Origin of the sequence: Treponema sp. (assembly GCF_024696245.1) — a bacterium.
GTDB lineage: Bacteria > Spirochaetota > Spirochaetia > Treponematales > Treponemataceae > Treponema_D.
Genome location: NZ_JAILGZ010000039.1, coordinates 1 through 22630, shown reverse-complemented (window position 1 = coordinate 22630; position 22630 = coordinate 1). Strand labels below are relative to the sequence as shown.

General features: G+C 38.0%; 25 protein-coding genes and 1 rRNA gene. 16 read left to right on the top strand and 10 right to left on the bottom strand.

Annotated features, from left to right (window positions below; all coding sequences use genetic code 11):
• Nucleotides 1-14: 14 nt before the first annotated feature.
• Nucleotides 15-125, top strand: a 5S ribosomal RNA gene (gene rrf, locus K6D58_RS02870).
• 239 nt (nucleotides 126-364) lie between these two features.
• Nucleotides 365-1696 carry an RluA family pseudouridine synthase gene (locus K6D58_RS02865; RefSeq protein WP_296827371.1) on the top strand — a complete coding sequence of 444 codons (1332 nt, stop codon included), beginning with the start codon at nucleotides 365-367 and terminating at the stop codon, nucleotides 1694-1696.
• A 4-nt stretch (nucleotides 1697-1700) separates the two neighbouring features.
• Here K6D58_RS02865 and K6D58_RS02860 read toward each other — a convergent pair whose 3' ends face one another.
• From K6D58_RS02860 to K6D58_RS02850, 3 genes are read right to left on the bottom strand one after another with little or no spacing between them, the layout of a single operon-like run.
• Nucleotides 1701-2378, bottom strand: coding sequence for an ABC transporter ATP-binding protein (locus K6D58_RS02860; protein WP_296827369.1), 678 nt, complete (start codon nucleotides 2376-2378; stop codon nucleotides 1701-1703).
• Nucleotides 2375-3844, bottom strand: a complete 1470-nt coding sequence (locus tag K6D58_RS02855; protein ID WP_296827367.1) for an ABC transporter permease — start codon at nucleotides 3842-3844, stop codon at nucleotides 2375-2377. Before K6D58_RS02855 ends, K6D58_RS02860 begins: the two co-directional genes overlap by 4 nt.
• A gap of 11 nt (nucleotides 3845-3855) precedes the next feature.
• The gene (locus K6D58_RS02850; RefSeq protein WP_296827364.1) at nucleotides 3856-4881 is read right to left on the bottom strand and encodes a thiamine ABC transporter substrate-binding protein; all 1026 of its coding nucleotides are present in this window, start codon (nucleotides 4879-4881) and stop codon (nucleotides 3856-3858) included.
• 151 nt (nucleotides 4882-5032) lie between these two features.
• On the opposite strand from K6D58_RS02850, the gene K6D58_RS02845 reads away from it, so the two are divergent.
• Nucleotides 5033-6376 carry an ASKHA domain-containing protein gene (locus tag K6D58_RS02845; protein ID WP_296827363.1) on the top strand — a complete coding sequence of 448 codons (1344 nt, stop codon included), beginning with the start codon at nucleotides 5033-5035 and terminating at the stop codon, nucleotides 6374-6376.
• Here the strand turns inward: K6D58_RS02845 and K6D58_RS02840 are convergent.
• Entirely contained in the window at nucleotides 6363-7622 is a 1260-nt protein-coding gene (locus tag K6D58_RS02840; RefSeq protein ID WP_296827360.1) for an OmpA family protein, read from the bottom strand. The two genes, K6D58_RS02845 and K6D58_RS02840, sit on opposite strands and share 14 nt — an antisense overlap.
• 70 nt (nucleotides 7623-7692) lie before the next feature.
• Here K6D58_RS02840 and K6D58_RS02835 point away from each other — a divergent pair, with 70 nt between their 5' ends.
• A complete protein-coding gene (locus tag K6D58_RS02835; protein ID WP_296827357.1) occupies nucleotides 7693-8124 on the top strand; it encodes a Holliday junction resolvase-like protein in 432 nt (143 codons plus the stop codon).
• A gap of 3 nt (nucleotides 8125-8127) precedes the next feature.
• Here K6D58_RS02835 and K6D58_RS02830 read toward each other — a convergent pair whose 3' ends face one another.
• Genes K6D58_RS02830 through K6D58_RS02815 form a run of 4 tightly spaced genes read right to left on the bottom strand, consistent with a single transcriptional unit; the run spans nucleotide 8128 to nucleotide 12214 of the window.
• Nucleotides 8128-9168 carry an extracellular solute-binding protein gene (locus K6D58_RS02830; RefSeq protein ID WP_296827354.1) on the bottom strand — a complete coding sequence of 347 codons (1041 nt, stop codon included), beginning with the start codon at nucleotides 9166-9168 and terminating at the stop codon, nucleotides 8128-8130.
• Between the two features lie 18 nt (nucleotides 9169-9186).
• The gene (locus K6D58_RS02825; protein ID WP_296827352.1) at nucleotides 9187-10062 is read right to left on the bottom strand and encodes an ABC transporter permease; all 876 of its coding nucleotides are present in this window, start codon (nucleotides 10060-10062) and stop codon (nucleotides 9187-9189) included.
• Between the two features lie 10 nt (nucleotides 10063-10072).
• A complete protein-coding gene (locus tag K6D58_RS02820; protein ID WP_296827350.1) occupies nucleotides 10073-11002 on the bottom strand; it encodes an ABC transporter permease in 930 nt (309 codons plus the stop codon).
• A gap of 15 nt (nucleotides 11003-11017) precedes the next feature.
• Nucleotides 11018-12214, bottom strand: coding sequence for an ABC transporter ATP-binding protein (locus K6D58_RS02815; RefSeq protein WP_296827347.1), 1197 nt, complete (start codon nucleotides 12212-12214; stop codon nucleotides 11018-11020).
• Nucleotides 12215-12429: 215 nt separating this feature from the next.
• Here K6D58_RS02815 and K6D58_RS02810 point away from each other — a divergent pair, with 215 nt between their 5' ends.
• The 5 genes from K6D58_RS02810 to K6D58_RS02790 all read left to right on the top strand — a co-directional run bounded on the left by K6D58_RS02810 (nucleotide 12430) and on the right by K6D58_RS02790 (nucleotide 14989).
• The gene (locus K6D58_RS02810) at nucleotides 12430-12651 is read left to right on the top strand and encodes a hypothetical protein (RefSeq protein WP_296827345.1); all 222 of its coding nucleotides are present in this window, start codon (nucleotides 12430-12432) and stop codon (nucleotides 12649-12651) included.
• 162 nt (nucleotides 12652-12813) lie between these two features.
• On the top strand, nucleotides 12814-13242 hold the full coding sequence (gene rplM, locus K6D58_RS02805; protein ID WP_296827342.1) for a 50S ribosomal protein L13: 429 nt from the start codon (nucleotides 12814-12816) through the stop codon (nucleotides 13240-13242).
• Between the two features lie 13 nt (nucleotides 13243-13255).
• Entirely contained in the window at nucleotides 13256-13648 is a 393-nt protein-coding gene (gene rpsI, locus K6D58_RS02800; RefSeq protein WP_296827339.1) for a 30S ribosomal protein S9, read from the top strand.
• Nucleotides 13572-14336, top strand: coding sequence for a regulatory protein RecX (locus K6D58_RS02795; RefSeq protein ID WP_296827337.1), 765 nt, complete (start codon nucleotides 13572-13574; stop codon nucleotides 14334-14336). The genes rpsI and K6D58_RS02795 overlap by 77 nt, the downstream gene beginning before the upstream one ends.
• 62 nt (nucleotides 14337-14398) lie before the next feature.
• Nucleotides 14399-14989, top strand: coding sequence for a response regulator (locus K6D58_RS02790; protein ID WP_296827335.1), 591 nt, complete (start codon nucleotides 14399-14401; stop codon nucleotides 14987-14989).
• A 4-nt stretch (nucleotides 14990-14993) separates the two neighbouring features.
• Here the strand turns inward: K6D58_RS02790 and cyaB are convergent, their stop codons facing one another.
• Complete coding sequence (gene cyaB, locus K6D58_RS02785; protein ID WP_296827332.1) at nucleotides 14994-15560, bottom strand: class IV adenylate cyclase; 567 nt, start codon at nucleotides 15558-15560, stop codon at nucleotides 14994-14996.
• A 69-nt stretch (nucleotides 15561-15629) separates the two neighbouring features.
• Here cyaB and lysA point away from each other — a divergent pair, with 69 nt between their 5' ends.
• On the top strand, nucleotides 15630-16898 hold the full coding sequence (lysA, locus tag K6D58_RS02780) for a diaminopimelate decarboxylase (RefSeq protein ID WP_296827331.1): 1269 nt from the start codon (nucleotides 15630-15632) through the stop codon (nucleotides 16896-16898).
• A gap of 86 nt (nucleotides 16899-16984) precedes the next feature.
• On the opposite strand, the gene deoC is transcribed toward lysA, so the two are convergent.
• On the bottom strand, nucleotides 16985-17701 hold the full coding sequence (deoC, locus tag K6D58_RS02775; RefSeq protein WP_296827329.1) for a deoxyribose-phosphate aldolase: 717 nt from the start codon (nucleotides 17699-17701) through the stop codon (nucleotides 16985-16987).
• 309 nt (nucleotides 17702-18010) lie between these two features.
• Here deoC and udp point away from each other — a divergent pair, with 309 nt between their 5' ends.
• From udp to K6D58_RS02745, 6 genes are all read left to right on the top strand, one after another.
• A complete protein-coding gene (gene udp, locus K6D58_RS02770) occupies nucleotides 18011-18790 on the top strand; it encodes a uridine phosphorylase (protein ID WP_296827327.1) in 780 nt (259 codons plus the stop codon).
• Nucleotides 18791-19040: 250 nt separating this feature from the next.
• Nucleotides 19041-19976, top strand: a complete 936-nt coding sequence (locus K6D58_RS02765; protein ID WP_296827325.1) for a hypothetical protein — start codon at nucleotides 19041-19043, stop codon at nucleotides 19974-19976.
• 125 nt (nucleotides 19977-20101) lie between these two features.
• The gene (locus K6D58_RS02760; RefSeq protein ID WP_296827322.1) at nucleotides 20102-20722 is read left to right on the top strand and encodes an HAD-IA family hydrolase; all 621 of its coding nucleotides are present in this window, start codon (nucleotides 20102-20104) and stop codon (nucleotides 20720-20722) included.
• A 99-nt stretch (nucleotides 20723-20821) separates the two neighbouring features.
• Nucleotides 20822-21298: a VanZ family protein gene (locus tag K6D58_RS02755; protein ID WP_296827321.1), complete on the top strand. Its 477-nt coding sequence runs from the start codon at nucleotides 20822-20824 to the stop codon at nucleotides 21296-21298.
• Between the two features lie 381 nt (nucleotides 21299-21679).
• Entirely contained in the window at nucleotides 21680-21994 is a 315-nt protein-coding gene (locus tag K6D58_RS02750) for a DMT family transporter (protein WP_296827318.1), read from the top strand.
• Between the two features lie 67 nt (nucleotides 21995-22061).
• On the top strand, nucleotides 22062-22630 hold a 569-nt coding region (locus K6D58_RS02745; protein WP_296827316.1), incomplete at its 3' end, for a hypothetical protein.

The window sequence follows — 22630 nt, the reverse complement described above, 5'->3', positions numbered from 1 at the left end:
TTATGTTTAATAATGCCGGTGGCCATAGCGGAGAGGCAATACCCGTTCCCATACCGAACACGGAAGTCAAGCTCTCTTGCGCCGATGATACTGCTCTTTAGCGGGAAAGTAGGAAGCTGCCGGCTTTTTTTTGTTTAAATTATAATTCAACATAAATAAACACACTTAAAAGAAAGCAGGCCCCTTTTGTTTTAGGGAAATTATGTTAGTATTAATTCACAGTTCAATCTTCGTTTGAACGTAATGAAAACCTTTTTATTGCTAAGAGTTAATCTCTAACAAACCTCCTTTTTAGAGCCTGTGTCAGTCTGATTTCAGGCTCTTTTTTATTGTTCCTTATTTAAAATAAAGGTAGTATAGACCCATGTTTTCACCATTTGATGAAGAAGAAGCTTATAAGTATTGTTCTGATTTTGTAACACAACTGCACAACCATAAAGGACTGGAACAAATATCCAGGGAAAGTCTTGAAAGAAAAGATAATGGAATTATGACAGGCGTTCTTGTTTGTAAAGATTCCACTGGCAATAAAATAATACTAAAAACCGTAAGTGGATTTCGCTACAGAATAAACTTAAAAGCTGAAGATAATGAAATCTTTGTTGAACCTATAGTTAGTAACGACGAAATCCAAAAAGCTTTATCTGCCAATGATCTAAAAATTCATCAGCTAACAAATAAAATAAAAGAATCTCAATCCTTTGATGAGAAAAATGCATTGCAGAAAGAAAGAAGAATTCTTACTGATCAATCATTAGATAAAGTATTCGACCTTTATAGTTTTCATTGTATCGATGGAAAAATTCGTAGCCTTAAAGAAATTTGCAGGATTAAAAACATACCAGGACTTCCACCTGCAGGGACGGGTGATTGTTGTGCTCCAAAACTTCTTGACTATGCATTCAGACATAATCTGACACCCTTAAGCATGTGTGAGATACTTTATAAAAAGACAGACAATGGAATATTAATGAACAGGTACCCTCCATGTGATGAACGATGCGGTATTTTATTACCTGTAATGCTAGGACTGGAGATTCTTTACAGGGATCAGGATATTCTTGTGGTAAACAAGCAGAGCGGGCTTTTAAGTGTTCCTGGACGTGGTCCTGATAAACAGGATTGTATTGTTAACAGAATGAAAGAACTTTTTCCTGAGACAATAGAGCAGCCCGCTGTACATAGGCTGGATATGGAAACTTCAGGAATAATGATTCTTGCTTTTAATGCTCAGGCACATAAAAACCTGAATAAACAGTTTGAAAATGGTCAGATTAAAAAAGAATATACAGCCCTTCTTGATGGTGTTCTTGCAAAAAAAGGAATACCTGAAAGCGGAATGAATGAATTGTATTTCAGGCTTGATGTTGATAACAGACCTCATCAAATCTGGGATCCAGTTTATGGTAAAAAAGCTGTTACTGAATGGAATATTCTTGGTGTAGAAAACTATCATGCCCCTGATGGCAGTCGTCGTCCTTGTACCAGGGTTTTGTTTAAGCCTCATACCGGGCGTACTCATCAGTTAAGGCTCGCCAGCAGTGACAGTCATGGTTTTGGTATTCCTATAATTGGAGATACTTTGTACGGAAAATGTGATGAAGGTGAACGCCTTATGCTTCATGCAAGTTATATTTCTTTCTGTCACCCGGTTACAGGAAAACAGATGGAATTTAGAAGCAAAAGTCCTTTTTAGATAATTAGAAAAGTTCAGGAGAAAAATCTTTTGCTTTTCCAGACCAGGTTATTTTTCCTTTTTTTAGAAGAATAATTCTGTCACTTATATTTCTGGCTTCTTCCAGATCATGTGTTACCATGATAATTGTAAGTTTTTCTTTTTTTTGCAGTGCCCTGATTTCGGATGAGAGACTTTTACGTAGAGGGGCATCCAGTGCGCTTAAAGGTTCATCCAGTAGAAGCAGAGTAGGTTTGACTACAAGAGATCTTATTAATGCAACTCTTTGCATTTCACCTCCACTGAGAGTATTGCATTTTCTTTTTTCAAATCCTTCCATGTTAAATCTTTTAAGCCATTCCATGCATATGTTTCTTCTGCTTATTTTATCGGTTTTTCTTGATTTAAGGCCATATTCAATATTCTGCTGCACGTTCATATTCATAAAGAGGGCACTATTCTGAAAAACCATTGAGCAGTTTCTTTTTGAACATGGCAGACCGCTGATGATTCTATTATTCAATATGATTTCTTCAGGTCTGTCTGATTCTTCCAGTCCTGCAATTATTCTGAGTACAGTAGATTTACCGGAACCGCTTGGGCCTACTATTGTTGTAATGCTTCCTTCTTCTGCAGAAAAGTTTACATCGATTGTTGTGTCAGGATATTGTTTGTAAATATCTTTAGCCTGAAAAAAATTCATGATTCTTTTTCCTCCCGCAGTGCTATTAATGATAAAAGAATGCAGATTGTTCCTAAAAGAACAGAGGATGCGCATGCTGCAGGAAATCTGTATCCAAAAAGTCTGTATGTAAATATGGAAAGGGATGTGTATTCAGGAATTGCCAGTACAAGTGGAATGGATGCGTCGCCAATACTGATGGCAAAGGTGAATAAAAATGCTCCCCTGATGGATCTGTGGGTGTATGGTATGAATATTTCCCGGATGAACTGGAGACGTCCCGGGGATAAAAGTCTTGCACTGTAAATAACTTCATCCGGTATTTTTGCAGCTGAAGAATAAATCTGTTTATATGCAAAGGGCCAGTATAGAAAGCTTTGTGCAAAACATAATGTGAGCATACTGGTTTGATATGGTGATTTTGCAAGTATGTATAAAATTACTACAGATGTTGCTACTGAAGAAATGGCCATGGGAATAAGGGGAATAATTTTAAACACATATTGTAATTGGTATGAAGTTATAGTTCTTGTAAGGAAAGCAAAAAATATTGCCGGTATCAGACAGAGAAAGGCTGTAATGCCTGCCTGTATAATTGAATTAACCAGGGATGGTATAAAACTTCTGGAGTTGAAAACGAAGCTCCAGTATTTAAGGCTTAAACTTTTATCATTGGGGCCTGTAAGTGAGTTTAACGGAATGGATAAAAAGGGAATAATAAAAAATAAAAAAATTATTACTATGTAAATAGTGAAGAATGGTAATTCTGCTTTTGTAATTCTGCTTCTTGTAAGTGGCCTGCTTATAAAGGCGTTTTCCCTGTTGATTTCACCTTTTTTTTCTGTAAGGGTCCATATAAATATCATTGCCATGGCAAGAAGGGTTTCTACGCTGCAAAGAAGGAGAACTTTTGAAAAAGGCTGATGGGTTCTTGCTGCAAAAAATATTTCAGTTTCGAGAGTGCTTGTTCCCGGGATGCCCAGCATGAGGATTATCATAAAGGAGAAGTAGCAGAAAATAAATACCGGTACAGCCCCTGCTATTATTGCCGGAATGATTCTTGGTAGAGTAATTGTAAAAAATATTCTCACCTGTCCTGCACCCAGCAGGGCAGCGCTTTCTTCCGGAGACTTATCCAGTGCAGATAAAAGGTCAGCTGTTGATTTCATTATTATTGGAAAATTATAGAAGCCCTGGGTAATACATATTCCCATAAAGGAATATAAAAATTTCAAGGGCGCTTCTTTAAGTGAAAAAATATTCATCAATAATTTGTTGTAAAAGCCTGATAATCCAAAGGCACTGATGTAACCTAAAGCTGCTATTAGGGCTGGTATGCAAAGGGGAATTGATGAAAGGGATAAAAGAAGTTTTCGGGCAAGAAAATTTTTTCTGGAAATAAAATATGCCCCCGGAATTCCTGCAAGTAATGCAATGAAAACGGAGGCAAGTGATTGTTCAAATGTAAAGAGAATGATTTTGAACATCACGAAAGCTTTTATTTGTTAACGGCAGCAACTGCTTTTTCAATAGCTTCCTGAGTCTTTACACTGTCAGTTGGTAATGTTGTTTCTGGAACAGGTGATACCTTTGTAAATTCTTTCTTTACGCGGGCATATTTGTTTGAAGGATACATCCACTGTTTAAGCGGAAGTTTTTTCTGCATGTTTGTTGAAATAAGGTAATCGATAAAGGTTTTTGCTCCTTTTGGATTATATGCACCCTTAACAAGACCGGCGCCTTCTACCTGCATTACGTGTCCTTCTGCAAATGTAAGGGCAACATAGCGTTCATTTTTTTCTTCAATTGCACAATAAGCAGGACTTGTTGTGTAGCTTACGCAAAGCGGAGCTTCTCCTTTTGTAAACAGACCCCATCCTTCTGACCATCCTTTTGTCATGGCATGAATGGAAGGTGAAAGTTTTTTCCAGTAATCTTCGTTTTTGTCCCCGTAAACGCTTACAGTCCAGCTTAAAAATCCCAGACCTGTAGAGGAGGTTCTTGGATCCATGATAATAAGTTTGTCTGCATATTTTTTTGCTGTAAGGTCATTAAGGCTCTGTGGAGCTTCGATTCCGCTTTCTGTGTCGTAGATTACTGCAAAGTGGCTGTAATCATATGGAGTAAGGTAATTATCTCCGCCTAAAGCATCAAACAGTTCCTGGGCAATAAAATCTGATCCATGAGCTTCGTACTGTTCAAGAATACCTGCTTTAATGGCTTCTGAAGCAAGGTTGTTGTCAATTCCAAGAATTACATCTGCCTGTGGCTTGTCTTTTTCTGCCAGAACTTTTTCGTATGCTTCTACAGCAGAACCTGCGATTACGTATTTAATGTCGTAACCTGTTTCTTCTTTAAAGGCAGCAGCGATTTCTGGACCGAATGCCCAGTCAGCACCAAAAGAGTCATAGGTGTAAACAACAACTTCTTTCTCTGTGCGGGACTTTTTCTGGCAGCCTGCTGATACAATTACAAATGCCGAAATTGCGGCAATAGACATGATTTTTAAAGTACTTTTTAACATACTTCCTCCGTCGGTATTATCCGAATCAGGTTGAAGTTTCGTGCGAAACTTATACGGGTATAATCTCAGATTCTTCAAAAAAGAACCACCCTGGTATGAAAATAAGTATATGGAACTCGTTTATAAATGTAAATATCGTTATAATCAATTAATGATTTGTAAAAAATGCAATGGCTGCGGCTTGTGCCAGGGTGATGGTTCCTTTGAGAAATCTGCTCATGCCCTGGTGGAAAATATGGCAAAAAAAGTCTTTAAAGGCGATGACTCTTTTTCTGCAAATGAAGCAGGTATTGCAGTGGATGTGGGAACAACAACAATTGCTGCTGCTATTTTTAGCTTAAAGGACGGCCGACTTCTTTTTGAATGCGGAGAAAAAAATCAGCAGGGGCGTTTTGGAAGTGATGTACTTGCAAGAATAAATGCTGCAGAAAGGGATTATGACGGTATCCGTTCTACTTTGATTGAACAGCTTAAAAAAATTATTGTTCGTCTGACTGCAAATGCTTCCGTACAGTTTCTGGCTTCCCGTGCAGGTCGTCTTGTATTGAGGCGCATTGTTTTTACAGGAAATACTTCAATGATGTCCTTTGTTGCAGGAAAAAAAGTTTCTGGCCTTAAGGAATTTCCTTTTACTATCCCTTCAGAATTTGGCTTTTCTACAAGCTATAATCAGGTTTTTGCTTCTCATGAATATGGTGATAATTGTGAAGTTTATTTTCCTCCAGTGATTAGTGCCTTTGTTGGAGCAGATACTGTTTGTGCCATGACTTCCTGTTTTAATGAATCTGATGACATTCAGTTTATGGCAGATACAGGTACTAACTGTGAGATGGCAGTTTATGATAAAAAAGCCGGAAAAGTTGTCTGTACTTCTTCCAGTGCCGGTCCTGCTTTTGAAGCTTCCGGAATAAGCTGCGGTATGGTTTGTTCAGAAGGGGCAGTGGCTTCTTTAAAATATGATGGTAAAAACTTTATTCCCCTAATTATTGGAGGAAAGAAAGCTCTTGGAATTTGTGGAACCGGTTTACTTAGTGCAGTTTGTACTTTTTACAGGGAAGGTTTTATAGACAGAAACGGTACAATTCAGGATGGAGAAAAAATAAATCTTTCTGATGAAGTGTCTGTCAGCCAGGAAGACATAAGAAAGTTTCAGCTTGCTAAGGCTGCAGTTTATACCGGTCTGAATTTTCTTAATGAAAGGGTAGAGTCCGGAAGAAAAAAACTTCTTTACCTTTGTGGTGGTTTTGGAAGCCATATTGATCCTTCTGATGCTTTGAACTCAGGTATGATTCCGGATTATTTTAAGGGAAATGTGTTTCACTGCGGGAACTCTGCTCTTGAGGGGGCTGCTGCCATGCTTTTTGATATGAATGCAAGGGAAAAGGGTAAAAGATTTGCTTTAATGTCTCAGGTTATAAATCTGGCTCTGGAAGAAAGCTTTCAGGACAGATATATTTCTGCCCTGAATCTTCCGGAAAAGCTTATTTGTCCATAAGGGTAATTTCTACACGGCGGTTTTTAGCCATACCGTCAGGGGTTTTGTTTGAATCAATTGGTTTTGTTGCTCCAAAGCCTTTTGTAAAGATATGTTTTGAATCCCTGACACCCATTGAAATTAACTGACTTGCTACTGCCTGGGCCCTTAATTCACTTAATTTCTGACAGCTTTCTGCAGAACCGGCAAGGGCTGTATGTCCGGAAACAAGAATATCTTTATCCTTGTAGGCTTCAAGAATCTTAGCAATTTTCTTAAGCTTTGTTTTTTCTGATTCAAGGAGGTAGGCGCTGTCCGGCTTAAACTGAATGTTTTCGATTGAGAGGGTAAGTCCTACTTCGTCTTTTTTTACAGTTACGTTTTCTATACCAAGCTTTTCGATTTCTTTTTGAACTTCAGCAACATTTTCTTCTGAAGCAGGCTTTGTAAATTTAACTTCGGCATGGGCTGTTCCCCTGAAATCATAGCTCATTCCCCAGTTAGTATTCATTACAATCCTGAAGCTTTCTGTATAGTGGTCAATCTGTCCTATTTCTGAATTGAAGTAAATCAGTTCATCGCTCCATCCGGAAATTTCTACAGGGTAGTCATTATTGCTGTCAATCGTAGCAATTGATGGGGTTTCCATGTACATTTCATACTTAACCCTGATTACATCAAAACCGTCTTTTTTTCCAAGATATTCATAATCTGCGTCAAATGGAACTTTGTAAGGTGTGGGAATATTCATGTTCCTCAGGTCATGGAGTTCAAAACCTTCTGCAGTCCATTTGGTCCCTGGTTCAACTGCTTCTTTTTTGAATACAGGAACATCAATTACAGTAGGCATAAAGTATTCATCTGTAATTGTATACTGTCCCTGAGGACTTCTTTTAAATACAGATTCATATTCCGTGCCGTATTCAAATACTGAGCCATTACTGGTAGAAACAGAGTTTTCGCTGGTCATAAAAGTACATTCGTTGACTGCACTTCCGTCTTCCAGTACATCAATTACTTCTGCACTTACACGGTTAAGGATAGTTGCCTGATGATGGAGGAGAAGGGGGGAATAGGGAGATTCCTGTACATAAACGGCTTCTTCTACTGTAGAAAGGATTGTATAGGTGTCACCCTTTGTATTCTTAAATTCAAGGAGAACTTTGCCCTGGGAAAGGTCATATTCATCCTGAGAAGCAGATTGTGAATATGTCATAAATGCAGCTGTTGCTGTAAGAATCAGGGCTGTTAAATTTTTTAGTTTCATATTAGACCTCTTCTTAATTTATCGGTGATTTTAATTTTCAAGTTTAGGTTCTTTATGCTAATATTTTTATATGAATTTGTATTTTTTACAGCTTAAGGATTCTTTTGAAAAAAATTCCCTTGTCTTTATTTCCTTAATTATAGCTTTTTTTCTCCTGTCTTTTATTGCAGGAAGGCTTTTTCAGAAACTTAAGGATTACAGACAGCTTAAAAAGGAGAGGGAAGATGCCGTAAAACGCAGCAGGGCGGTTCTTGGAGGCCAGTTTGGTGAACAGATAGCGCCGTATTTACCTTCTTTTCCATGTAATCCAGGGGATGCCCGTTTTATAGGAAAACCTGTGGATTTTGTTGCTTTTACCGGAACTGCTGATGGTAGTGATGTAAAGGAGATTCTTCTTATAGAAGTAAAATCAGGAGGCAGCACCCTTACCCGTCGTGAACAGCAGATAAAAAGTGCTGTAGAAGAAGGCAGGGTGCGTTTTGTTGAATATCACATTAACTGATTTTTAGTTAATGATTTTTTCCCATAAATCTGAATAGCTTGCTTTGTCACTGCCAACGTAGTATTTAAGTTCGCAGTTTTCCAGGGCAGAAGCAGGATACATGGGGCTTGTTTCCATGTATTGTTCTGCTTCCGGATTTACAAAGCAGGGAAACCTGAAGAAGTCCAGGAACTTTGCATAGTTTTTAGGGTCATGTATGTAATTTATAAAAAGGGTAGCCAGATCCCTCTGACTTGAGTCCTTTAGAATACACATGCTGTCCAGGTAGGAAGGTCCCCCATCTTCCGGAATAAAGAAATCGATTTTTTCATCCCATTCTTCTTCCGGAACTTCACCGTAAATTACTTCGGCGTAGCCCTGACAAAGCCAGAGGTTGCCGTTTGCAAAATCTTTTCCAAAGCCTTCTGCATCAAATTTTACGATATTAGGTTTCCAGTATTTAGTAATAAGACTGCAGGCATCTTTAAGTTCATCCTTATTTCTTGTACAGACACTGTAGCCTTTATATTTAAGTGCATCTCCTATTACTTCCCTGTAGTCATTCATCATGGAAGCCCTGCCTTTAAACTGACTGTCGGCAAAAATATTCCAGCTGCGTTCATAGCTTCCTTTAACTTTGCTTTTGTTTACGCTGATTCCTGAAGCACCAAAGTAGTAGGGAACTGCATATTTCATCTCAGGGTCATATACTGCCTTTTCAAGAATCTTAGGGTTGATTTTATCCCTGTTTGTAAAGAGTTCCTGGTTAAGGGGCTGCAGCATATCGTTTTTAAGAAGAATTTCTACGTAGTCCTGGGAAGGGAACACGATGTCAAAGCTGCCTGCGCCTCCGTAAAGAAGCTTAAGGTACATTGTTTCGTTGGAATCATATTCTGTAATTACGACATCACAGTCATATTCCTTTTCAAAGGCTTCAACAACATCTGTAGGTGCATAGTAAGTCCAGGTGTATATGTTAAGCTTCTTTTTATTTGAACAGGAAGTTAAGAGTATGGTAAAAAGTGAAAGTACAAATACTGCCGTAATAAATAGTGATTTTTTCATTTACTTATTCTCCTTGAATTAGTGGGCTGCTGCAAAGGATTTAAGGCTTTTGCGCAGAATAACAGTAAGGGTGCAGATAAAAAGGATAAGTACAAATGAAAGTGCGTTTATTACAGGACTTACACCGTGACGAATCATATTGTAAACATAGATTGGAAGGGTTATTACGCTTCCGTTTACTAAGGATGTAATTACAAAATCTTCTATGGAGAGGGTAATGCTCATCATAAAGCCGGAAAGTATACCGGGCATTATGGCAGGAATTATTACCTTAAAGAGAGTTTGTTTTTCATTAGCACCCAGGTCGTGGGCTGCTTCTATAATTGAATAGTCAAATTCATCAACTCTGGCTGTTACCATAAGGTATACAAATGGCAGACAGAAAGTTGTGTGGGCTATAATTATAGTTGTAAGTCCAAAGTACATGTGAATGCCGCTAAAGAAAATCAGTATTGAAACTCCCATAATTACTTCAGGAAGAATCATTGGAAGAAAGCTGATTGACTGAATATAGCCCCGTCCGAAGAATTTGTACCAGCTGTTTCCGATTGCAGCAAGACTTCCGATTATTGTAGAAATACTTGCACTGACAAGGGCAACTATAGCTGTATACATAAGGGACTGCCATAAAGTTCCTGAGTGAAGGAACAGTTCTTCATACCAGACAAGGGAAAATCTTGTAAAGCTGCTGCCCTTTGATTCATTAAATGAGTAAAAGATGATTACAAAGAGTGGTATAAAAAGAAAGGCCAGTGTCAGCGCAAGGATAATCTTTGATGTAGAGAACTTTGGTGAACGGCGCTTCCAGTTACGCTTGGCATGTTTATTGTCTTCATTTTTGGCATGAGGATTTTTTCTGAATATGGCCATTATAATAGATATTAAGAAATCCATTTTTCTTTCCTTATGATTCTTTCTTTACGTTCTTAAGTTTCTGTTCCTTCTTTTCTGATGAAATCATAAAAAGAATTGCAGCCATACTTATAAAGGTCAGTACTACGCTGATTGCTGCGGCAAGGGGCAGGTTTCCGATTTTAGTAATCTGGTCCATGATAGTGTTGCCCAGCATGTAACTTTCTGTAGAACCGATAATCTGAGGTACAGTGTAGTTTCCGAAAATGGGTATGAAAGTAAAAATAAGGGCGCTGATAATTCCGCTTTTAATTCCCGGCAGCATTACCCTGAATATTGCACCCGGCTTGCTGGCGCCAAGATCCCTTGCTGCTTCAAGAAGGGTAAAGTCAAACCTGTCTATTGAAGTAAATATTGGAAGTATGGCATAAGGCAGGTACATGTAAATGCTTACAAGAATTACTGCAAACTTAGTGTACATAAACTGAACCGGTTCAAAGCTTCCGTCACTATTCTGACTTACAAAGAAAAATGCCTTTGCCAGAAATCCCCATACAGTGTTTAAAAGTCCTTCTTCTCCAAGAATTGTCATCCAGGCAAAAATACGGATAAGGGAATTTGTAAGGAAGGGGATTATTACCAGTATCAGAAGTAGTGTCTGGTGACGGCTTCTTGCCATGGCGTAACCACAGGGAATTGCAATTGCACAGGAAATAAAGGTTGCAACTACTGTCATCCACAGGGTTCTTAAAAATACTTCTCCATATTCAGGAGAAAACATCTGTTTATAGGCATCCAGGGTGAATTCCTTTATTACACCGCCGTAGAGGTCGTTTTTCATAAATGAGTAGCAGATGATTATTAATATTGGCACTATAAAGAATATGGAAAACCAGATTCCCATGGGCCATGAGTAAAGGGGGCCGGGATTCTGCTTTTTGTACTTGTAGTCCCTGGCTGCTTTTGCAAGTTTTTCTGTCATGTAAAGCCTCCTGTCCTACTTGTTAATATCTTCTACTATGTAACCGTCTTCTGCAGACCAGGAAATATAAACTGTGTCCTTCCACTGAATCTCCGGACCGTCATCAAGATAGTTGGTGTGCTGCTTGAATACCTTTACGATAGTTCCTGTTTTTTCCAGCTTAACGTAGAATTTAGACTGGAATCCTGTGTATACCGGTTCTTCTACAATTCCCTTAAAGACGTTTATGTCTTTGCGGCCTTTTACATCCGGTTCTTCACGGGTAATCCTGATTTTTTCCGGACGGATTGTAAATGCAACTTTCTGTCCTTCGTCAGTATGTTCGTAGTCGGTTACGAGAATGTTTTTGTCTTCTTCTTTTGTGGCCTGAGTATCATCCTTTAACTGAGCCTGAATTCCCAGGGCTGGAACTTTAAGGGTGACCATGTGTTCTATGTTGCTTTTGCCGGCTACCTTGTATTCCTGACAGTTAACTACTGTTGATTCAAAGAGATTTGTTTCTCCAATGAACTGGGCTACAAACTGAGTTGCGGGGCTTTCGTAAATTTCAAAAGGGGTTCCGATTTGAAGAACCTTACCCTTATTCATAACTGCAATTCTGTCTGAAACGGCAAGGGCTTCACTCTGGTCATGGGTAACGAATATAAAGGTAATTCCTATTTCGTCATGAAGACGGTCCAGTTCAAGAAGGAGGCTGGAACGAAGCTTTGCATCAAGGGCAGAAAGAGGTTCATCCAGAAGAAGTACCTTTGGTTCGTTAATAAGGGCTCTCGCTATAGCTACACGCTGCCTCTGACCACCGGAAAGCTGGTTAGGCTTTTTGTACATCTGGTTTTCAAGATCTACCAGGGCCAGGTATTTGCGTACCTTTTCTTCTATTGTTTTTTTATCAGTTCCTTTTATACGGAGGGAAAATGCAACGTTTTCAAAAATATTAAGATGAGGAAAGAGTGCATAGTTTTGAAAAACCGTATTTGAATGACGTTTGTTTGGGGGAAGTGGTGTTACATTCTGGTCATCGAATAAAACAGTTCCTTCATCCGGAAACTCAAAGCCGGCCAGAATACGCAGCAGGGTTGTTTTACCGCAGCCTGATGGTCCAAGGAGGGTAAAGAATTCACCCTGTTTAATTGTAAAATTAATGTCATCCAAAGCATGAAAATCTCCGAAATGCTTTGAAACATTGTTAATAGAAACTGTACTTCCGTTCAATGCTGTACTGCTCCTTTGCTTATAGAAAAATAACGGGATGCCTGATTTAATCAAACATCCCTTTTAATCACACTTTCTAATTTAAGAGGGGTTTTGTCAATCATTTTTTTTATATTTTTAAATAATTCCGGCTTTAGTAAAAAGCCTGCTCCTGCTGTTGACATGTTTATTTTTAACAGTAGAATTTACTTAAATTGATTACAGGTGGTATTTGTATGATTACTTTATTGGTTGGTCTTATTTTAATAGGTTTTTGTGTTTATTCATGCCTTCCTTTCGGGGCACTTGCATGGGGTTCTTACATTATTGATTTCCTCAAGGGCTTTGCTCCGGTATTTGCAGCTTTCTTAGGCCTTATTGCTGTTTGCATAGGACTTGCTGACCTTAAGGACAAGCGTGAAGCTAAACGTGAAAATAAAGAAGCTTCAGAAAAATAAATAAAGAAGGGACTAAATTTGTTTTAGCCGTTGACTAAAAGTCCCTTTAAATGATATTTTAATGCACCCCGTATATATTACATACAGATGCTCACTGTGTGTAAACGTTCAAGACTGGATGCGAAGTTGCGGACGTAACGTTTTTTATATAAAGGTATATACATGAAAACTATTTTTGCTAAAGAAAGTGAATTAAAGCATGACTGGTATGTTATTGATGCAGCCGGTAAGACTCTGGGTCGTGTTGCAGCAAAAGCAGCATCTATTCTCCGTGGAAAGAACAAGCCTTCTTACACACCAAACGCAGCTTGCGGTGATTATGTAATCATCATCAACGCTGACAAAGTAGTTGTATCAGGAAACAAGGGAGAAGATCTTTTGTACCGTCATCACACTGGTTATGTTCGTGGTCTCACAACATATTCTTTTGACCAGCTTCTTGAAAGAAAGCCAACTGACCCTCTTGAAAGAACAATTGCAGGTATGCTTCCACATAACCGTCTCGGACGCCAGCTTTTCCGCAACCTTAAAGTATATGCAGGAAGCGAGCATCCACATGCAGCTCAGAACCCAAAAACTATCGAGTTTTAATTAGGAGACTATCGTGATTAAGAATATTGCAATTGGAACAGGAAGAAGAAAGACAGCAGTAGCTCGTGTATTTTTACGCGAAGGCTCTGGAAAAATCGTTGTAAACGGAAAAGACGTTAAAGAATATTTTACCAGCGAAGCACAGGTTCGTATCGTAAACCAGCCACTTCTGGTAACTTCAAATACTGGAAAATATGACATCCTTATCAACGTATGCGGTGGTGGTCTTAACGGACAGGCTGCAGCTTGTCTTCATGGTCTTTCACGTGCTCTTACACAGGTTGATCCTAATGCACGTCCTTCACTGAAGGCAAACGGATATCTTACACGTGATTCACGCATGGTTGAACGTAAGAAGTACGGTCAGCGTGGTGCTCGTAGAAGATTCCAGTTCAGCAAGCGCTAAATCTTCCATATTACGGATGATTATTCGTGGAATAAAGCAGATTTTGCTCGGTGTATACGAAATTACACCGGATGCAGGATCTGCATTTTTTTTGCGTGCTGACTATCTTTCTCTTGTAACGGAAGACCGGCTGCTGCCTTATGGATATGGAAGACTGGATGTAGATCTGGAAGACCTGTCCGGATTAAAGGAAGGAGATACCGGTTTTTTTAATAGTGAAGAAACAGAGGACCTTTATAAGGCTTCTCTTTTATATGCAGTAGAAAAAGCTGCCATGTCTTACCTGAACAGGGCTGAGCACAGCCGCTCTTCACTTTATTCAAAATTAATAAAAAAGGGTCTGGAAAAAGAACATATTTTAACTGTTCTGGATTATCTGGAAGAAAAAGGTATATTAAGCGACAGACGTTTTGCCTCTGCCTGGTTAAGAAGCCGCTCTATAGATCATAACGAAGGAAGAAGCCGTCTTTCAGGTGAACTGACTGCCAGGGGACTGGACAGGGGTGTTATAAAAGAAGCCCTGGATGAATACTTTCTTGAACATGATGAAGAAGAGCTTTGCCGTAAAGCCCTTAAAAAGCTTTTGAGGGTAAAAAAGGACGGAGAAAAAATAAAGGCAGCTTTAGTCAGACAGGGATTTTCCTTTAAAATGATACAAAAAATCTTTTCTGAGACAAATATCCTGTAAGTCAAAAATCTCTAGCAATTTACTTTTTTATATGTTAAATTTAGCCAATTTAAGGATAATCAATGGCTAAAAGTAAAGAGAATGGTGCAGTTGTTTTTTCTGCACTGGAAGTTGCAAATATATGCGGCGTTGTAAATCAGACCGCGATTAACTGGATAAAAAGTAGTTATCTTAAGGCTTTTAAGACTCCCGGGGGACAGTTCAGGGTGTATCCGGAAGATCTTCTTCAGTTTATGAAGGGCAGGAATATGCGTATACCTGCTAAGCTGCAGGAAATATGTCATATAAAAGTAAAAACTGTTCTTATTGTTGATGACGACAAGGCCTTTAATGATGTAGCTGCCAAATATATTGGAAGTCATCTGGAAGGAATAGATATTCAGCAGGCATTTGATGGTTTTGAGGCCGGTTCCCTTATGCAGAAGTATAAGCCTGGTATTGTTCTTCTTGACCTGGACCTGCCTGGAATAAATGGTCTTAATCTCTTAAAGAGAATCAGGGAAAGTCCGGATTTTGGTTCACCTAAGGTAATAATTATTACTGCAATGGAAGACACAGAAATGGAAAAACAGTGCCGCAGCTACGGTGTAAGCTATCTGTTTAAGAAACCTGTAACTCTTCCTGAAATCTGCGGTGTATTAAAAGGCTTTTAATATTTTACTGTTTAATTTCTGCCAGCATTTGTGAATACATTCTTGCTTCAAGGTCTGCGTTTGTAAGTCCTGCTTTTTGAAGAAGAAGGTGGAGCTTTTCTTTTATAGCGGCAATTTCTTCCGGCTTATTTGAATCGGTAAGTATTTCTATTTCCAGAAAATCACCTAAAGGTGGTACTGTACACAGTTCAAAGGTTGCTCCTTCATAAGTCCAGTCATGAACTTCCTTGTGTTTGTTAAGGGCTATTTTGTAGCCTGAATCTTCTAAAAAAGAAACAAGACAGTCGTCATCAGAAACAATGCATTCCCTTTCGTCATTTACTTCTATGGATGCTCCATGGGAATCCTGCTGAATCTCCTTGCGCTTCCATGTAACAAGGTAGCTTATTTTACCATTGCGGCTCTCTTTTCTGATTCGTATTTTTTTCCTGCTGAAAGTTCCGTCTTCCTGGGGAAGGGCAAAGTATCTGTCATCCCTGATTACAAATCCTTCATAAGTGGCAAAAGAGTTAAGCTTTTCTGTTAATGCATTTTTATCTTTTACCCTGGCTTTCAGTTCAATTTCGTTCATAAAAATGAGAATAGCATAAGACTTGTAAAAATGCTATATTGTGTAAAATCTAATTTAAAAGGAGTTTATATGTCAGATAATTTTCCATTGAATAATAAGGAACTCAGTCAGCTTGCAGAAAAGTTCCACACACCATTTTATCTTTATGATGAAAAAGCAATTCGTGAAAACATGAGGCGCTTTACAAAAGCCTTTAGTATTTTTCCGGAATTCAGGGAGCACTTTGCTGTAAAAGCCTGCCCTAATCCTTATATTCTTAAAGTTCTTCAGGAAGAAGGATGTGGTGCAGACTGTTCAAGCCTTCCTGAACTTATGCTTTCTGATATGAGCGGCATTAAAGGAAAGCATGTTATCTTTACATCTAACGAAACTCCTGCCAGTGAATATAAATATGCTTATGAACATGACAATATCATTAACCTTGATGATATTACTCATATTGAATTTCTTAAGGATGCCCTTGGTGGAAAACTTCCTGAGACTATCTGCTTCCGTTACAATCCTGGAAACGAAAAGCAGGGCTGTAACTCAATCATTGGTAAGCCGGAAGAAGCAAAGTATGGTTTAACCCGTGCTCAGATTCTTGAAGCATATTCAATTTGTAAGAAAGAAGGTGTTAAGCATTTTGGTCTTCATACAATGGTTGCTTCAAATGAACTTAATCCTGCTTTCTTTGTCGATACTGCAAAACTTCTTTTTGAACTTTGTGCTGAAATAAAGGAAAAGTGCGGAGTCAGAATTGAATTTGTTGACCTGGGTGGTGGTCTTGGTATTCCTTATAAGCCTGAACAGAAGGCAATTGATTATGATGAAGTTGCCCGTGGAATTCGTGGTGAATATGACAGGGTTATTGTTCCTGCAGGACTTGATCCTCTTGGTATTTACTGGGAATGTGGCCGTCCTATAACCGGTCCTTACGGATGGCTGGTTACTACTGCCGTTCATCACAAGCATATCTATCGTGAATATGTTGCTGTAGATGCATGTATGGCTGACCTTATGAGGCCTGGTATGTATGGTGCTTATCATGAAGTAACTGTAAGCGGAAAAGAAAATGCTCCTAAGGATCATGTTTATGATGTTGTAGGTTCCCTTTGTGAAAACTGTGATAAGTTTGCAGTTCAGCGCAGCCTCCCGGAAATCAAAAGGGGCGACCTTGTAATAATTCATGATGCAGGTGCTCATGGCCGTGCAATGGGATTTAACTACAATGGTAAACTTCGCTGTGGTGAAATTCTTATGAGAAATGACGGAAGCTTTAAGGAAATCCGTCGTCGTGAAACTGTTGAAGATCTTTTTGCTACACTTGATCTTGATGGTGTAAAGGATTTTAACTGATTTTAGATAATAGAAATTATTATTAATAAAAATGCCGGAAGCTTGTAAAAAAAACTTCCGGCATTTTTTTTGTTTAAGAAATATTTTTATTTCCAGTTTTCTACGATTTTTACACCGGCACTGCAGCCAATGCGTGAAGCACCTGCATTTACCATAGCCTGAGCATCTTCTGCAGAACGGATTCCGCCGCTTGCCTTTACACCAAAGTCAGGTCCTACGGTTTTTCTCATAAGTTCTACTGCATGAACACTTGCTCCGTTTGGAAGGGCTTTGCCATCTGCATCTTTTGGTGTTGCAAAACCTGTTGATGTTTTTACAAAGTCTGCTCCTGCTTTTACTGAGCGCTTGCAGCATTCTTCGATTTCTTCATCTGTAAGGAAACATGTTTCAAGGATAACTTTTACGATTATCTTTTTCTGAACTTCGTCTTCCTGTTCATACTGGCGGGCTGCCATAACTACACTTTTAATGTCTTCTTCTACTGCATCAAAGTCGTGGTCTTTTGCTGCTCCAATATTGATTACCATATCAAGTTCATCTGCACCGTCATCAAGGGCTACAAATGATTCTGCACTCTTTGCTCCGAATCCGCTTGCTCCAAGAGGGAAGCCGATTACTGTGCAAACTTTTACTGATGTTCCTTCAAGAAGTTCTGAGGCAAGGTGTACGTAACTTGGGTTAACGCATACTGATGCGAATTTGTATTTTTTTGCTTCTTCACATAATTTTTCAATGTCACATTTGCGTGCTGTCGGGGCAAGCTGGGTGTGGTCAATCATTGCTGCAATTTCGTTTTTAGTCATTGTCATTCTCCTGTGATAAATAAATACTGCGCTTATGACGCGAATTGATATTATACAATATTATTTTAAGAAAGGATATTGTTTTTTAATTATTTAACAGATTAGCCCCGATTGGAAGGCCGCCTGAGGGCGTAGCGCAGCTATGGAGGCGGGAGCCGGAAGCCTGGAAAGCGGGTTACTTATAAAATGCTGCTCCAATAAAAAATAATAATTGGTTTGTCTTTTGGTCTTCTTTGGATTATAATAAATTTTCCACCCTTGTGGTGCAGCTTTTTTTTACCGGCTGAATTTTTTTATAAGGAGTTTAAAATGGTTGATTATACTGAGGGTTCTGGAAAACAGTATCATACTGGAGTTGGTCCTGGTGATATTGGTGAATATGTGATTTTGCCTGGAGATCCAAAACGTTGTGCAAAAATTGCTGAACATTTTGATAATGCAAAACTTGTGTCTGATGTTCGTGAGTATGTGACATACACTGGCACTCTGGATGGTGTAAAGGTTAGTGTTACTTCTACTGGTATTGGCGGACCTAGTGCTTCTATTGCCATTGATGAACTTTCTAAAGCTGGTGCTAAGACTTTTATTCGTGTTGGTACCTGTGGTGGAATGCAGGAAGAAGTTATGGGCGGTGATATTGTTATTGCTACTGGTGCTGTTCGTATGGAAGGTACCAGCCGTGAATTTGCTCCTATTGAATATCCTGCTGTTCCTGATTTAAATGTAACAAATGCTCTTGTTGAAGCTGCTGATAAGCTTGGTGTAAATCATCATGTTGGTGTTGTTCAGTGTAAGGATTCTTTTTTTGGACAGCATGAACCTGAGATTATGCCTGTAAGTTATGAGCTTGAAAATAAGTGGCAGGCCTGGCTGAGGATGGGATGTCTTGCTTCAGAGATGGAAAGTGCAGCCCTCTTTATTGCAGGTCAGTTCCTCAGGGTTAGGTGCGGTTCATGCTTCCTTGTTGTTGCAAACCAGGAGAGGGCAAAGAAGGGGCTGGAGAATAAACAGGCTCACGATACTGAGCTTGCAATCAAGACTGCTGTTGAAGCTTTGCGTATTTTGATTAAAAAAGATCAGAAAAAATAATTGATATGAGGCCGCAGTTATTCTGCGGTCTTTTTTTTTATCCTGGGTTTATTTACGGAAGGGGGAGGCTTTATTTAAGGAGGGTATTTAAGGGTAGGGCTTCTTTATTGAAGGGGCTGTAACTATGAGAGAGAGATTTTTGCTTCCTGTTTGTTTAAGCTTGTTTTAAGTTTAATTTTCATGATACAATTTTTATAAATCCCTTTTGAATATCTTTATGATAAAAAATTATAAGATGACGGAGTGTATTATGAAAAAGTTTTTATTAAAAGTTTTGTGTGCTGGATTTTCCTTGCTTATGCTTTCCTGTGCTTCTACAAATGTTTCTGATGATCTTTTAATCAGGAATAATGGAAATTCCCCGGCCCTGTCTTTGAATGAAGTAAGTTCTACTACTGTTAAAGTTGAAAATCCTGAGTATTTTAATATTTCTGACTGGTCAAAAATAAGAATTACTAATGATCTTCTTGATCTTCTTACACTTCAGTCTGAAATGTCTAATGAAGAAAAATATAATTTTATGTCATGTCTTTTTGATGAACTTCCATCTAATGCGGCAGATGGAACTGTCCGTGAAGTTTATGTAGGCAAGTTTTTTAAGAATGAAAAAAATTCAGCTGCTAACCTTGTAATCAGGGTAAATGTTTTAACTCCTGCAAAAGATGCTGCAGTAAAAAATGAAAAAGTATTTGTATTCTTTACAAATGCACTTTTAAATCAGCTGGGTGGAGGTGTTCTCAAAGGCTCAGGTGCATTTTATAATCTTGATGCTAATGCAGTTGTTATTGCTTTATATAATGGCGGACAGCTTACTAATTTTTTGTATCAGAAAGGTGAAGAAAATAACAAAAAGGATTCTTCCGGCTTGAGTGATCTTGATTCATTAATGCTTGCACAAAATCTTCTTGCTGATGAAGATTTGTCAAATGATTCCAGAGCTCATACATTAGCTTCTTCTGTGATGAATAAAAAAGATGTAATGCCTGCATTAAAAATTATGGCCATGCTTAAAGAATATGATTACAGGATTTCTAAAAGTGATCTTTCTGGTGCAAAAAGTATCTGGAAGGATATTCTTGAGTACAGTGTAAATGTTCCTGGCGATATGAATGAAGAAAATCTTAATGCTGTTAATGGTTCTTCTTTGTATCTTCTTGAAAAGTTAATGACAAAAGATAATCTTTGATTTTTTGTAAACTTCTGGTAAATAAAAAATAATTTTATGTTTTATATCAGGCAGGGAATTTTTTTCTGCCTGTTTTTCTTTTTTGACTATAGAATATTTTAACTCTATCATTATAAAATATACTTATGAATAAACTTGTTGTATTTGATTTTGATGGAACTCTTGCAGATTCTGTTTCTGTGGGGCTTCCACTTATAAATTCCTATTCGGAAAAATTTGGATTTAAAGAAATTGATCTTGAAAAAAGCAAGCATTTAAGTGCAAAGGAAATTATTTTTTCTGCAGATATAAAACTGTGGAAGCTTCCTTATGTAATTGCCTATCTCAGACGCCGGCTTAGTGAAAAGGTTTCTCAGATTAAATGTATAGAGGGTATTCCGGAGCTTTTGAAAAAACTTAAGGAGTCTGGTTTTGATCTTTGTATCCTTACTTCAAATTCAAAACCTACTGTTACAGGGTTTTTAAAAAATAATAATCTTGATTCATATTTTACTTATATTAAAACTGGAGTTTCACTCTTTGGAAAGAAGAGGGCAATAAAATCCCTAAAGAAAAAACTGGGTAATGATATGATTTATGTTGGTGATGAATTAAGGGATGTGGATGCCTGTAGAAAAACTTCTACTCCTGTAGTTTCTGTTACCTGGGGTGTTAATTCTCCTGAAGTTTTGGAAAAGGCTAATCCAGGTTTGCTTGCATCAAGTCCTGTTGAGGCTTTTGAAAAAATAATGGGACTTTCAAAATAGTTTTTTCTTATTAAAAAATTAATTAAAAAATGGAGAAAATTTAAAATGTTTGCTGTCAGCTTTTTTTTTATGGCGAGCCTTATTATTTTTTTATGGATAATGTTAAGAGTTTTTGTGTGTTTTAGGGAAAAGACTTTTAGTGTAAAGAGGGAGCTTCTTCTTTTACTTGTTCCCCTTTGCATTATTGTAATTGCAAGATGCGTTTACTTTCCTATGAGGCATGTTAACGGTCATATTGGAACTTTGAATATTGATTTTGATAAAATTTTCCCAGTCCGCTATAACCTGATTCCTTTTGTAAGGCTTTTTGATGTTTATGACGGATGGCAGCTGAATATAATAGGTAATATTGTAATTTTTATTCCAGTGGGAATTGTCTGGCCTCTTTCCTTTAAGAAGCTTAACAGTCTGCCAAAGGTTTGTCTTGCTGGTTTTTTGTATACCCTGCTTATAGAAATCAGTCAGATTCTTTCTTATGAAAGATGCAGTGATGTGGATGATATGATTTTGAATACTGCCGGTGTTTTTATTGGAGCTGGGATTTATTTTTTTGTAAAGAGATGCAGTGGTAAGTAATAGTACTTTTTATCAGTGAGAATTGAATTATAATATAAATGCAATCCTGTAAAAGAATATTCAGATCTTGAGATACAATCTGCAGCTTTTAGAATGAATTGTAATTATAAACTTAGTATAAGTCCGCTGTCTCATAATACTTCAACTTCATTTTATTATTTATATAGTAATTCCCTGACTGATTATAATGTGTATGGTACTCTTATACCAGGAACAACAGAGCAATATACTTTTGATATGATTATAGAAGATCTTGAGGATGGACAGATTGTATTAAGGTCAACTATAATAAAACAGTGCCTTTCTGCCACCGGGTAGTGGGATTAACACTTTTCTTTATCGTCAGGTCTTAGCAGATAAAGATATCTGGAGGTTTAGAAAATGAAATGGTTAATGCTTGCTCTGGCTGGTATTCTGGAAGTAACATGGGCTTGTGCCATGAAGTATTCACAGGGATTTACAAAGGTTATTCCCAGTGTAATTACTGCAGCGGGTTATATTGCAAGTGCGGTCTTTTTGTCCCTGGCTTTAAAAAAGCTTCCTTTGGGAACGGCTTATGCAATGTGGACTGGCTTTGGAATAATTGGTACTACCATTCTTGGATATTATCTTTTTGGTGAAAAACTTTCCCTTTACCATATTGCCTGTATTTTCCTGATAGTAGCAGGAATAGCTGGCTTAAAATTAAAATCCTAAAATATTCTTAAAAAAAAGTAACACTTTTAGTGACCTCCGGTGTCTTAAATGATACGGAGGTTTTTTTATGAAAAAAGTATTTTTAATACTTATGACATTTGCAGCTTCTTTAGTGTTTTCACAGGAGCTGCAAGTCCTTGTAATTGACAGTGAACTGGAGATTCCACTGGAAGGAGTCAGTCTTACCCTTCAGTCTGATAAAAAATCAATTATTTATACAGACGAAGAGGGACAGGGAGTTATTGAATTAACTGACGGGACTTCTAAGGGTGTCATAACTGCTTCTTTGCCTGGTTATAAAAATGTTGATATTGAATTCAATTCGGTAACAGAAAAACTTGTAGTCGAAATGATGATGTACGATTTTGTTGAAGGTGCAGAACTTATTGTAAATCGTGCTGCTCCTGAAAATAAAAGTGAAAAGGCAGGTGTTTCTCAGGTTATAACAAAGGAAGAAATGCAAACTACTGCAAACGTAGGTCTTGTAGAAGACTGTATGGCTTCTGTAAGAACTTTGCCTGGAGTTTCTTTTAGTGGTATTGTTGGAGATCAGCCTTCAATTCGTGGTGGTGAACCAAGGGAAATGGTTTGTCTTCTTGACGGTATGTATACAATCTTTCCATGGCACTGGGGTGG

Bases quoted from the DNA above. Each gene is read 5' to 3' on its own strand.
- K6D58_RS02865 (WP_296827371.1), top strand. From the start codon at position 365: ATGTTTTCACCATTTGATGAAGAAGAAGCTTATAAGTATTGTTCTGAT.
- K6D58_RS02860 (WP_296827369.1), bottom strand. From the start codon at position 2,378: ATGAATTTTTTTCAGGCTAAAGATATTTACAAACAATATCCTGACACA.
- K6D58_RS02855 (WP_296827367.1), bottom strand. From the start codon at position 3,844: ATGTTCAAAATCATTCTCTTTACATTTGAACAATCACTTGCCTCCGTT.
- K6D58_RS02850 (WP_296827364.1), bottom strand. From the start codon at position 4,881: ATGTTAAAAAGTACTTTAAAAATCATGTCTATTGCCGCAATTTCGGCA.
- K6D58_RS02845 (WP_296827363.1), top strand. From the start codon at position 5,033: ATGATTTGTAAAAAATGCAATGGCTGCGGCTTGTGCCAGGGTGATGGT.
- K6D58_RS02840 (WP_296827360.1), bottom strand. From the start codon at position 7,622: ATGAAACTAAAAAATTTAACAGCCCTGATTCTTACAGCAACAGCTGCA.
- K6D58_RS02835 (WP_296827357.1), top strand. From the start codon at position 7,693: ATGAATTTGTATTTTTTACAGCTTAAGGATTCTTTTGAAAAAAATTCC.
- K6D58_RS02830 (WP_296827354.1), bottom strand. From the start codon at position 9,168: ATGAAAAAATCACTATTTATTACGGCAGTATTTGTACTTTCACTTTTT.
- K6D58_RS02825 (WP_296827352.1), bottom strand. From the start codon at position 10,062: ATGGATTTCTTAATATCTATTATAATGGCCATATTCAGAAAAAATCCT.
- K6D58_RS02820 (WP_296827350.1), bottom strand. From the start codon at position 11,002: ATGACAGAAAAACTTGCAAAAGCAGCCAGGGACTACAAGTACAAAAAG.
- K6D58_RS02810 (WP_296827345.1), top strand. From the start codon at position 12,430: ATGATTACTTTATTGGTTGGTCTTATTTTAATAGGTTTTTGTGTTTAT.
- rplM (WP_296827342.1), top strand. From the start codon at position 12,814: ATGAAAACTATTTTTGCTAAAGAAAGTGAATTAAAGCATGACTGGTAT.
- K6D58_RS02790 (WP_296827335.1), top strand. From the start codon at position 14,399: ATGGCTAAAAGTAAAGAGAATGGTGCAGTTGTTTTTTCTGCACTGGAA.
- cyaB (WP_296827332.1), bottom strand. From the start codon at position 15,560: ATGAACGAAATTGAACTGAAAGCCAGGGTAAAAGATAAAAATGCATTA.
- lysA (WP_296827331.1), top strand. From the start codon at position 15,630: ATGTCAGATAATTTTCCATTGAATAATAAGGAACTCAGTCAGCTTGCA.
- deoC (WP_296827329.1), bottom strand. From the start codon at position 17,701: ATGACTAAAAACGAAATTGCAGCAATGATTGACCACACCCAGCTTGCC.
- udp (WP_296827327.1), top strand. From the start codon at position 18,011: ATGGTTGATTATACTGAGGGTTCTGGAAAACAGTATCATACTGGAGTT.
- K6D58_RS02765 (WP_296827325.1), top strand. From the start codon at position 19,041: ATGAAAAAGTTTTTATTAAAAGTTTTGTGTGCTGGATTTTCCTTGCTT.
- K6D58_RS02760 (WP_296827322.1), top strand. From the start codon at position 20,102: ATGAATAAACTTGTTGTATTTGATTTTGATGGAACTCTTGCAGATTCT.
- K6D58_RS02755 (WP_296827321.1), top strand. From the start codon at position 20,822: ATGTTAAGAGTTTTTGTGTGTTTTAGGGAAAAGACTTTTAGTGTAAAG.
- K6D58_RS02750 (WP_296827318.1), top strand. From the start codon at position 21,680: ATGAAATGGTTAATGCTTGCTCTGGCTGGTATTCTGGAAGTAACATGG.